The sequence below is a fragment of the Methylobacterium variabile genome (assembly GCF_001043975.1).
In the GTDB taxonomy this organism is placed as follows: Bacteria; Pseudomonadota; Alphaproteobacteria; order Rhizobiales; family Beijerinckiaceae; genus Methylobacterium; species Methylobacterium variabile.
Window position 1 is genome coordinate 1 of the sequence record NZ_LABY01000244.1, and the last position, 7,063, is coordinate 7,063.

Consider the following 7,063-nt stretch of genomic DNA (forward strand, 5'->3'; position numbering starts at 1 on the left):
CGCGAGGGCGAAGTCGAGGGCCTGGTTCCCGGCCTCCTCGGGCGCCCAGGCGAGCCGCGCCTCGAGGCAGCACCAGGACCCCGGGGGCAGGCCGCGGAAGCTCAGCAGCACGCGGGACCAGCGGTTGTTGGCGGTGATCGCGTGCTCCCCCTCGCGCCCGCCCGCCCCTGCCCCGCCCGCGTAGCGGGCCTGGACCGGGAGGAGGACCGGCTCGGAGGGCAGCAGGGCCGGAAGCATGGCGGGAGCGGGGACGCGTGGCGGACGGGAGTCCGGGCCAGTGCCGGGGACGGGCCGCCCCTGTCAAGGCGGGGGCGCGAGCGCCTCGGCCCGATCAGGCCGCTCGGCCTCCCCGCCAGCTTCGCCAGCCTCGGGCAAGGTAGCGCTCCTAAACCCGCGGTTACGCGGCAGGGCCCGGGCATCGGGTCGTTTCGGGACGAGGGGTGACGGACATGGAGGGGTTCGCGTGACGGGAATCTACCTGTTCGAACTCGCCTCGCTGCACACCCGCTACCTGTCGGTGCGCCAGGCGACGATCGCCGGCAACGTGGCGAACGCCAACACCCAGGGCTACCAGGCCCGGGACACCGCGCCCTTCGCCCAGGTGCTGGCCCGCACCGGCAGCGACATGGCGACGACGGCGCAGGCCCACCTCAACGCCCCGGGCCTCGGCGTGCCGATCCGCCCCGACCGGGGCGGCTGGGACGTGCTCGAGACCGCGAGCAGCGTCAGCCTGGAGCAGGAGATGCTGAAGGCGGCCGAGGTGTCGCGCCAGCACAACCTCGACGTCGGGGTGGTGCGCAGCTTCCACCGCATGCTGATGTCGGCCGTGAGGAGCGGATCGTGATCGACCCCCTGCTGGCCGCCTCCCGCCTGGCGAGCGCGGGCCTGGAGGCCCAGTCCCTGCGCATGCGGGTGGTGTCGGAGAACCTGGCCAACGCCCAGTCGACCGGCGACGCGCCGGGAGCCGACCCCTATTCGCGCAAGACCGTGACCTTCAAGGCCGAGCTCGACCGGGCGGTGGGCGCCGCCTCGGTGCGGGTGCGCGACATCGACACCGACAAGGCCCCGTTCCGGGTCGAGCACGACCCGAGCAACCCGGCGGCGGACCAGAACGGCAACGTCAAGCTGCCGAACGTCAACGCCCTGATCGAGATGGCCGACATGCGCGAGGCCAACCGCTCCTACGAAGCCAACCTGCAGGTGATCAAGCAGGCCCGCGCCATGGTGGCCAGCGTGATCGACCTCCTGAGGACATGAGCATCCGATGATCGAGGCCCTCACCCTCTCGGCCTTCGACCGGGCCGCGGCGTCCGCCCGCCCCGAGGCGGCGGCCCCCCTGCAGCGGGCCGCCCTGCCCCCGGTGACCGGGGCCGCGCTGCCGGGCGTCGAGGCCGCCGCCCCGGCCGATTTCGGGCAGATCATGGCGAGCTTCGCCACCGGCGTGCGCGACCAGGTGCGCGCCGGCGAGGCCGCCTCGATCGCCGGCATCCAGGGCAAGGCCTCGGCCCAGCAGGTGGTCGAGGCGGTGATGTCCGCCGAGCAGAGCCTCCAGACCGCGGTCGCGATCCGCGACAAGGTCGTGGCCGCCTACCTCGAACTGAGCCGCATGGCGATCTGAGGACTTTACGCAGATGAGAGCGCTCGCCGTCGCCGCCACGGGCATGTCCGCCCAGCAGCTCAACCTCGAGGTCATCGCCAACAACATCGCGAACCTGAACACCACCGGGTTCAAGGGCGCGCGGGCCGAGTTCACCGACCTGCTCTACCAGGCCGAGCGGCAGCAGGGCGTGCCCAACCAGTCCGGCCAGGAGGCGATCCCCGAGGGCGCGATGCTCGGCCTCGGCGTGCGCGCGGCGGCGATCCGCAACCTGCACCGCCAGGGCCAGCTCTCCAACACGGCCAACCAGCTCGACCTGGCCATCAACGGCCGCGGCTACTTCCAGATCACGAGCCCGAGCGGCGAGATCAACTACACCCGCGCCGGCGCTTTCAACAAGAACGCCACCGGCCAGCTCGTGACCCTCGAGGGATACACGGTCGATCCGGCGATCCTGATCCCGCAGAACGCCACCGAGATCACCATCAACCAGTCGGGCCAGGTCTTCGCCAAGATCGAGGGCCAGGTGGCGCAGCAGAACATCGGCCAGATCACCATCGCCAACTTCGCCAACGAATCGGGGCTCGAGCCCCTCGGCAACGGCCTCTACCGCGAGACCCCGGCCTCGGGCGCGGCGGTGATCGGCAATCCCGGCGACGTGAGCTACGGCAAGATCCAGCAGGGCTACCTCGAGGGCTCGAACGTCGATCCCGTCAAGGAGATCACCAGCCTGATCACCGCCCAGCGCGCGTTCGAGATGAACTCCAAGGTGATCCAGGCCGTCGACGAGATGGCGGGCACGATCGCCAAGGGAATCCGGTGATCCCGCATCCGGTGATCCCGAACTGAGACTGCCCCGCCGCCGGCCCAAGGCGGCGCCCCTCCTCCCGGCGCGACACCCCCAGCGGCACCCCCATGCACGTCCTCCTCCGCCTGGCGCTCCTCGCCCTCGGCCTCGTGTCGGTCCCCGCCCGCGCGGCGGACGAGCTGATGCTGCCGGTGCCGACCGTGACGATCTACCCGGGCGACACGATCAAGGAGTCGATGCTGCGGCTCCAGGCCTACCCGACGACCTACCGGGCCCGGGCCGCGGTGATCGACGCGCCGCTCGCCATCGTCGGGCGCTCCGCCCGCCGGATGCTGCTGCCGGGCGAGCCCGTGCCGGTCAATGCCATCGACGATCCGCGCCTCGTCAGCCGCGGCGCGCCGACCCAGATGATCTTCGAGGAGAACGGCCTCGTCATCACGGCGGTCGGAGCGCCGCTGCAGAACGGCGGCCTCGGCGAGACCATCCGGGTGCGCAACACCGATACCGGCCGCATCATCCTCGGCACCGTGATGGCGGACGGCCGCATCAAGATCGGCGGATTCTGATGCGGACCGCCCTCCGCGTCGCCCGCGCGGCCCTCGCCTTCGCCCTCACAATGGGGCTCAACTGGGGCCCGGCCGTCCCGGCGCGCGCCGCCGCGCCGGTCATCGCCTCCGGCGGCTACACCCGGATCAAGGACGTCGCGAGCCTCAAGGGCGTGCGCGACAACCAGCTCGTCGGCTACGGCCTCGTCACCGGCCTGCAGGGCACCGGCGACACCCTGCGCAACGCCCAGTTCACCGAGCAGTCGCTGCAATCGATGCTCGACCGGATGGGCATCAACGTGCGCGACGCGCGCCTGCGCACCCGCAACGTCGCCGCCGTGATGGTGACGGCGGACCTGCCTCCTTACGTCGGCGCCGGCTCGCGCATCGACGTCACCGTGACCTCGCTCGGCGATGCGACCTCGCTGCGCGGCGGCACCCTGCTGATGACCCCGCTGTCCGGCGGCGACGGCATCGTCTACGCCGCCGCGCAGGGGCCGATGGCGGTCTCCGGCTTCTCGGTCCAGGGCCAGGCCGAGCAGCTGACGCAGGGCGTGCCGACCGCAGGCCGCATCCCCAACGGCGCCTTGATCGAGCGCGAGGTGCCGGGCGCCTTCCGCGACCTGCCCGAGCTGGTTTTCGAGCTGAAGAACCCCGACTTCAAGACCGCCACGATGGTCGCCGACGCCATCAACGCCTACGCGGTCGGCCGCTTCCGCCGCCGCATCGCGAGCCCGCGCGACCAGCGCTCGGTGGTGCTCCAGCGCCCCCGCGACATGATCCTGCCGCGCCTCGTCGCCGAGATCGGCGACCTGACGATCCAGCCCGACGTGCCGGCCCGGGTCGTGGTCGACCAGCGCACCGGCACGGTGGTGATCGGGCGCAACGTGCAGATCTCCACGGTGGCGGTCACCCACGGCAACCTCACCGTGCGGGTCACCGAGACGCCGGAGGTGTCGCAGCCGGCGCCGTTCTCCAACGGCCAGACCACGGTGGTGCCGCGCACCGAGGTCGCGGCCCGCGAGGAGCAGGGCCGGCTCGCGGTGATCGGCGGCTCGGACCTGCAGACGCTGGTGCGCGGCCTCAACCAGGTCGGCCTCAAGCCCACCGACATCATCGCGATCCTCCAGGCGGTGAAGACCGCCGGCGCCCTCCAGGCGGAGCTCGTCGTCCAATGACCCGGATCCTTCTCGCCGGCCTCCTCCTCGCGGTCGCCGGCCCGGCGCTCGCCGCCGGCGGCGCGCCGGCGAGCGACCCGGCCAAGGACGCGGCGAAGCGGGCGATGGCCGCCCGCGACGCCCCGAAGGAGCCGACCGCCCAGGAGTTCGTCGCCAAGGAGCCGGGCAAGACCGGCTACTGCGCCACCATCGCGGACGCGGCGGCCGACGCCCGCTTCGCCTGGCAGAAGGAGCAACTCGCCGCGCTCGAGAAGCAGGTCGAGGAGCGCATCCGCCGCCTCGAGGAGAAGCGCGCCGAGTACGAGGCAGTGGTCCAGCGCCGCAAGGAGTTCCTGGCCAAGGCCGAGGAGAGCGTGGTGGCGGTCTACGCCAAGATGCGGGCCGACGCGGCGGCGCTCCAGCTCTCCAACATGCCGGAGGACAACGCGGCGGCGATCCTGGTGAAGCTCAACGCCCGCACGGCGAGCGCGGTGCTCGCCGAGATGGAGGCCTCCCGCGCCGCCGCGCTGGCCCGCCGGATGGCCGAGGCCGGCCGCCGCAAGGACAACGAGAGATCGTGATGACCCGCTCAGCTCCGGCCGCCCGCCTCCTCACCCTCGCCGTCTCGGGGCTCGCCCTCGCGGGCTGCCAGAGCCGCCTCGACGAGCTCGGCCGCCCGCCGACCCTGACGCCGATCGGCACCGGGCTCGCCGCCCCGCGGGAGGCCCTGCCCTCGACCTTCGGCTCGCTCCAGAGCCGCCACGGCTACCATTCGACCTGGTCGCCGGCGAGCGCCGACCTGTTCCAGGATCCCCGCGCCCGCAACATCGGCGACGTGCTGACGGTCAGCATCGTGATCAACGACAAGGCCCAGTTCGACAACGCCAGCGACCGCTCGCGCAGCCAGAAGTCGAGCCTCGGCTTCGATTTCGGCTACGGCGTCTCGGGGCTGAAGGACTCGGCCACCGCCGATACCGGCATCCGCTCCGGCACCGAGACCAAGGGCCAGGGCACCATCGACCGCAAGGAGTCCCTGAGCCTGTCGCTGGCCGCCGTGATCACCGAGGTCCTGCCGAACGGCAACCTGCTGATCAGCGGCTCGCAGGAGATCCGGGTCAACAACGAGGTGCGCGTTCTGAACGTCGCCGGCATCGTGCGGCCGCGCGACATCTCGCGCAAGAACACCATCGACTACGACAAGATCGCCGAGGCCCGCGTCTCCTACGGCGGCCGCGGCCGCCTGACCGACGTGCAGGGGCCGACCCTCGGCCAGCAGATCTTCGAGACCGTCGCGCCGTTCTGACGGCCGGACCCGAGGGACACGCGATGGCGGACAAGAACGAGAAGAAGGCCGGCGGCAAGGCGTGGATCGGGGCGCTCGCCCTCTGCACCCTGGTGGCGGTCGGCACCGGCGGCGCCCTGGGCATGTACCTGATGTCGAGCGTCGAGAAGGCGGTCGACGAGAAGAAGCGCGAGGAGCACGAGAAGGCGGCCAAGGTGCTGAACTACACCGGAGAGCTGAGCCTGCGCAGCGTCGGCTCCGTCGTGACCAACCTCGCCGAGCCGGCCGATTCCTGGATCCGCCTCGAATCCTCGGTGGTGTTCAAGACCGGCAGCTTGCCCACCCCCGACGTGACCGTGGTGGAGATCAAGGCCGACATCCTGGCCTACCTGCGCACGCTCTCGACGGCGCAGATCGAGGGGGCGAGCGGCCTCCAGCACCTGCGCGAGGACCTGAACGAGCGCGTCGCCCTGCGCACCAAGGGCGCCGTGCGCGAGCTCATCGTCGAAGCCCTGGTGGTGCAATGAATGGTGGTCCAGTGAGCCCGCGCGTCACGGCTCTCGTCGGGACGGCCGCCCTCCTGCTCCCGCTTCTCACCGCCGGGACGGCGCTCGCGCAGGGTGCGGCCGGCGGCGGCGTCACCGGAATCCCGGGCCTCGACGCGCTCCTGCCCCCCGGCAACGGCGCGGCGAGCGGGCGCATCCTCCAGCTCGTCGCCCTGCTCACGGTGCTGTCCCTGGCGCCGGGGCTGCTCGTGATGGTGACGAGCTTCACCCGCTTCGCCGTCGCCTTCTCGTTCCTGCGCTCGGGCCTCGGCCTGCAGAGCACGCCGGCGAACCTCTTCCTCGTCAGCCTGTCGCTGTTCATGACCTTCTACGTCATGGCGCCGACCTTCGACCGGGCCTGGAGCGAGGGCGTGCGGCCCTTGCAGGAGAACCGGATCAGCGAGGAGGAGGCCTTCACCCGCATCACCGATCCGTTCCGCGAGTTCATGTCGGCCCAGGTGCGCCCGAAGGACCTGCAGACCTTCCAGGACCTCGCCAGCCGCACCTTCCCGAAGCCCCAGGAGGGCGAGAAGATCGACCTGCGCATCCTGATCCCGGCCTTCATGATCTCCGAACTGCGCCGCGGCTTCGAGATCGGCTTCCTCATCGCCCTGCCCTTCCTCGTCATCGACATGATCGTCTCCACGATCGTGATGTCGATGGGCATGATGATGCTGCCGCCGACGGTGATCTCGCTGCCGTTCAAGGTGCTGTTCTTCATCCTGATCGACGGGTGGAACCTGCTGGTGAGCGGGTTGGTCAGATCATTCTTCTAGCGTCGTCTCAGGGTTGAGTGCGGCATACCCCTCGCCTGCAGAAGGGGGCTGCTCGGGGAAAGGAATGGCGCTGGTTCCCCCTCTCCCCGCGGGCGGGGAGAGGGCTCGGGGATCGAAGATCCCACCTCCCGTTCAGGAAGCGCAGCGAGCCCGCACGGCGAGGGGGTGTTCCCGGACGAGTCTCAACTCGTTAATACCACTTCGCTTAAGCATTGACGCGTGCGATGTATTTGAAGTTGGCGATGGAGCGGATGCGCTCTGGCTCAGCGGTGAGTGCGTTCCAGGCGGAGCAGCAGGCGTCGAGGATCGCCTTGTAGTCGGGGAACACGCGTGCAGAGAGGAAGCGCTCGCGG

11 protein-coding genes are annotated in these 7,063 nt (G+C 70.9%); 10 read left to right on the forward strand and 1 reads right to left on the reverse strand.

The window, feature by feature from the left end; translation table 11 throughout:
* Window positions 1-237: hypothetical protein (locus VQ02_RS28885; RefSeq protein ID WP_048447700.1), on the reverse strand; the 237-nt coding region annotated here is incomplete at its 3' end.
* 226 nt (window positions 238-463) lie between these two features.
* Between VQ02_RS28885 and VQ02_RS39530 the strand changes: the two genes are divergently transcribed.
* The 10 genes from VQ02_RS39530 (at window position 464) to fliP (ending at window position 6,710) form a co-directional block, all read left to right on the forward strand.
* Window positions 464-844, forward strand: a complete 381-nt coding sequence (locus VQ02_RS39530; protein WP_048447701.1) for a flagellar basal body protein — start codon at window positions 464-466, stop codon at window positions 842-844.
* Window positions 841-1,257, forward strand: a complete 417-nt coding sequence (flgC, locus tag VQ02_RS28895) for a flagellar basal body rod protein FlgC (protein WP_048447702.1) — start codon at window positions 841-843, stop codon at window positions 1,255-1,257. Before VQ02_RS39530 ends, flgC begins: the two co-directional genes overlap by 4 nt.
* A 7-nt stretch (window positions 1,258-1,264) precedes the next feature.
* Window positions 1,265-1,618, forward strand: coding sequence for a flagellar hook-basal body complex protein FliE (gene fliE / locus VQ02_RS28900; protein ID WP_048447703.1), 354 nt, complete (start codon window positions 1,265-1,267; stop codon window positions 1,616-1,618).
* A 13-nt stretch (window positions 1,619-1,631) separates the two neighbouring features.
* Window positions 1,632-2,420 carry a flagellar basal-body rod protein FlgG gene (gene flgG, locus VQ02_RS28905; RefSeq protein ID WP_048447704.1) on the forward strand — a complete coding sequence of 263 codons (789 nt, stop codon included), beginning with the start codon at window positions 1,632-1,634 and terminating at the stop codon, window positions 2,418-2,420.
* 92 nt (window positions 2,421-2,512) lie between these two features.
* Window positions 2,513-2,971, forward strand: coding sequence for a flagellar basal body P-ring formation chaperone FlgA (gene flgA, locus VQ02_RS28910; protein ID WP_048447705.1), 459 nt, complete (start codon window positions 2,513-2,515; stop codon window positions 2,969-2,971).
* A 50-nt stretch (window positions 2,972-3,021) separates the two neighbouring features.
* On the forward strand, window positions 3,022-4,128 hold the full coding sequence (gene flgI, locus VQ02_RS28915; RefSeq protein ID WP_048447710.1) for a flagellar basal body P-ring protein FlgI: 1,107 nt from the start codon (window positions 3,022-3,024) through the stop codon (window positions 4,126-4,128).
* A complete protein-coding gene (locus VQ02_RS28920; RefSeq protein ID WP_048447706.1) occupies window positions 4,125-4,688 on the forward strand; it encodes a MotE family protein in 564 nt (187 codons plus the stop codon). Before flgI ends, VQ02_RS28920 begins: the two co-directional genes overlap by 4 nt.
* Window positions 4,688-5,410, forward strand: coding sequence for a flagellar basal body L-ring protein FlgH (gene flgH / locus VQ02_RS28925; protein WP_048447707.1), 723 nt, complete (start codon window positions 4,688-4,690; stop codon window positions 5,408-5,410). The genes VQ02_RS28920 and flgH overlap by 1 nt, the downstream gene beginning before the upstream one ends.
* A gap of 23 nt (window positions 5,411-5,433) precedes the next feature.
* The gene (locus VQ02_RS28930; RefSeq protein WP_048447708.1) at window positions 5,434-5,916 is read left to right on the forward strand and encodes a flagellar basal body-associated FliL family protein; all 483 of its coding nucleotides are present in this window, start codon (window positions 5,434-5,436) and stop codon (window positions 5,914-5,916) included.
* 53 nt (window positions 5,917-5,969) lie between these two features.
* Entirely contained in the window at window positions 5,970-6,710 is a 741-nt protein-coding gene (fliP, locus tag VQ02_RS28935; RefSeq protein WP_425339935.1) for a flagellar type III secretion system pore protein FliP, read from the forward strand.
* The last annotated feature ends 353 nt before the right edge of the window (window positions 6,711-7,063 follow it).

Coding starts and splice junctions, on each gene's coding strand:
- VQ02_RS28920 (WP_048447706.1), top strand. CDS start 4,125: ATGACCCGGATCCTTCTCGCCGGCCTCCTCCTCGCGGTCGCCGGCCCG.
- flgI (WP_048447710.1), top strand. CDS start 3,022: ATGGGGCTCAACTGGGGCCCGGCCGTCCCGGCGCGCGCCGCCGCGCCG.
- flgH (WP_048447707.1), top strand. CDS start 4,688: ATGACCCGCTCAGCTCCGGCCGCCCGCCTCCTCACCCTCGCCGTCTCG.
- fliE (WP_048447703.1), top strand. CDS start 1,265: ATGATCGAGGCCCTCACCCTCTCGGCCTTCGACCGGGCCGCGGCGTCC.
- flgG (WP_048447704.1), top strand. CDS start 1,632: ATGAGAGCGCTCGCCGTCGCCGCCACGGGCATGTCCGCCCAGCAGCTC.
- VQ02_RS28930 (WP_048447708.1), top strand. CDS start 5,434: ATGGCGGACAAGAACGAGAAGAAGGCCGGCGGCAAGGCGTGGATCGGG.
- flgA (WP_048447705.1), top strand. CDS start 2,513: ATGCACGTCCTCCTCCGCCTGGCGCTCCTCGCCCTCGGCCTCGTGTCG.